General features: G+C 72.5%; 2 protein-coding genes. One reads left to right on the top strand and one right to left on the bottom strand.

Annotation, left to right across the window (positions count from 1 at the left end; genetic code table 11):
* Positions 1 to 135: 135 nt before the first annotated feature.
* Positions 136 to 1,050, bottom strand: coding sequence for an RNA polymerase sigma-70 factor (locus tag AB0G15_RS43380; RefSeq protein ID WP_362851568.1), 915 nt, complete (start codon positions 1,048 to 1,050; stop codon positions 136 to 138).
* 273 nt (positions 1,051 to 1,323) lie between these two features.
* Between AB0G15_RS43380 and AB0G15_RS43375 the strand changes: the two genes are divergently transcribed.
* A partial coding sequence (locus tag AB0G15_RS43375) for a low temperature requirement protein A (RefSeq protein WP_362851566.1) occupies positions 1,324 to 2,596 on the top strand: 1,273 nt, incomplete at its 3' end.

Genomic DNA, 2,596 nt, shown 5'->3' with positions numbered 1-2,596 from the left:
CGCGAGAGGATCTGCAGGCCTGCCGAGTCGAGCTTCATACCCTCCAGGCTGCCCGTACGCCCTTTGGGGAGGGCAGGGACGAAAGTCCCCTCCTTACCGCCGATCTGCCCTCAGGCGGGCGGTCACGGCCGCGGGTCAGCCCGCGGCGGCCACCGCGTTGATCTTGGCCGGGTTCATCATCCACAGCACCTGGTCGATGCCCTGGGCCGAGGCGCTGACGGTGGCCACCGCGAACACCGCGCCGTCGCGGCTCAGCAGAGCGGACGCCTGCCCGTTCAGGCTCGCCCACTCCACCTCGACCCCGGCCCAGAACCGGTTCGCGAACGCCCTGTGGTACTTGGCCACCCGGAAGGCGCCCACCACGGGGATGCGGGAGGCCCGGACGGCGCCGCCGCCGTCGGAGTAGCTGATCACGTCCGCCGCGAAGAGTTCCTCCAGCGTGGCCAGGTCACCGGAACGGGCGGCGGCGACGAAGGCCCTCAGGAGCCTGTGCTGCTCGGCGCCGGTCACCGGAGCGCGACGTTCGGCGACCACGTGTTTGCGGGCCCTGCTGACCAGCTGGCGGACCGCCGCCTCGCTGAGCCGGACGATCTCGGCGATCTGCCGGTACGGGTAGTCGAACGCCTCCCGCAGCACGTACGCGGCGCGTTCGCTGGGCGAAAGCCTCTCCAGCAGGAGCAGGACCGCGAACCCCAGGGCCTCGTTCCGCTCGGCGCCGAGATACGGATCCGTGCTGGTGTCGACGGGTTCCGGAAGCCACGGGCCGATGTAGGTCTCGCGGCGGACCCGCGCCGACTGGGCGGCGTTGATGGCCAGCCGCGTGGTCACCGTCGCCAGGAACGCGGCCGGGTTGACCACCGCGCGGCGGTCACAGGTCTGCCAGCGCAGCCAGACGTCCTGCACCAGGTCCTCGGCCTCGCCGGCGCTGCCCAGCATCCGGTACGCGATCCCGAACAGGCGCGGCCGCACATCCGCGAAGATCGTCGCGGCCTGTTCGAGATCTATGGATTCACCGGATTCGTTCGCTGGCGCGGTATCCGCCATGGTCATCGCCCCTTTCTTACCTTATCGGGGTCCATGTCCCGGGCTGACGACCCTCCCCGCCGGCTTCCCGTGCCGGGCGTCCACGGCCTGCCTCGCGTGCGTACCCGATGCCGGCCGGGCCCGTGACCGCGCCCCCAGGAGATCCTTCCGGTCGCGGATTCCCGGCGCGGGGGTGTCACAGATCGGGAGGCTGTCCTGTCTTCCTGCAGGACGGAGTCATGGAGCGACAGGAGTGAGACCTTGCCACCAGTGAGTACCGGGAGCCGGATCCGGGTCCGGATGAGGGCGCGTCCGACCGACGAACCGCACCGCGTCTCCAGCCCTCTCGAGCTTTTGTTCGATCTGACCTTCGTGGTCGCGATCGCGGCCGTCACCGCCCGGCTCGCGCACGGCATCGCCGACGGCCACGGCCCGGCGGGGCTCCTCCCCTTCCTCCAGGTCTTCTTCGCGATCTGGTGGGCGTGGATGAACTTCACCTGGTTCGCGTCCTCGTACGACACCGACGACGTCGCCTACCGGCTGCTGACCATGGTGCAGATGGCCGGAGTGCTGGTCCTCGCCGCCGGCGTACCGGCGGCGGCCGACGACTCCGACTACCGCGCTGTCACGCTCGGTTACCTCATCATGAGGATCGGGCTCGTCGCCCAGTGGCTGCGGGCCGGCGCCGAGGACGCGCCGGGCCGCCGCACCGCGCTGCGCTACGCCGCGGGTATCACCGTCGTGCAGGTGGGCTGGGTGCTCCGCCTCCTCCTCTCGCAGGCGGGTGTCCTGCCGCCGTCCGCCCTGTTGCCGTTCTTCGCCGGCCTGGCCGTCCTGGAGCTCGCGGTGCCACGGTGGGCGGAACGGGCCGGGGCCACCAGCTGGCATCCGCACCACATCGCCGAACGCTACGGCCTGTTCACGATCATTCTGCTCGGCGAGAGCGTCCTCGCCGCGACCACGGGGGTCGAGGCGGCGCTCGAGGCGGCCGAGCTCAGCGGTTCCCTCGTCGTCATCGCCGTGTCCGGGCTCGTCCTGCTGTTCGCCCTGTGGTGGCTCTACTTCCTCGCCCCTGCCGGCGAAGGCCTCAGTGACCGTCGCCATCGCTCCTACCTGTGGGGATACGGCCATTACGGCGTCTTCGCGGCCCTGGCGGCCCTCGGCGCCGGACTCGAGGTCGCGGTCGAGCAGACCGGGCACTCCGTCGGGGCGTCCCCCATGACGATCTGCTACGCCGTCGCGATACCGGTCGGGGTGTTCCTCACCCTGCTCTGGGTGGTCCCCGCCTCCATCCTGGCGGAGCCCGTCGTCCGGCCCGCCGCGCTTCTGGGCTGCGTCGCCGTCATCCTGCTGCTGCCGTTCGCGGCGCCGTGGACCGGGGTGGCCGCCGTGGTCGCGGCGATCGCGGCCGTCTGCGTCCTGCTGATCGCCGTCACCCTCGCCCCCGGAGCCGGTCGGGGGCGTGGGGGCCCGCCCCCCCCCCCCCCCCCCGGGGGGCGGGGGCGCCCCCCCCCCCCGCCCCCCCCCCCGCGGAGCGGGGGGCCGGGCCGGGGGCGCCGGAACGCCGGCTGGA

Origin of the sequence: Streptosporangium sp. NPDC023825 (assembly GCF_040639575.1) — a bacterium.
GTDB lineage: Bacteria > Actinomycetota > Actinomycetes > Streptosporangiales > Streptosporangiaceae > Streptosporangium.
The sequence above is the reverse complement of the archived record's forward strand: the minus strand, read 5'-3'. Positions and strand labels throughout refer to the sequence as shown.

What these genes read in the sequence shown, in the direction of transcription:
- AB0G15_RS43380 (WP_362851568.1), bottom strand. Translation starts at nt 1,050, where the DNA reads ATGACCATGGCGGATACCGCGCCAGCGAACGAATCCGGTGAATCCATA.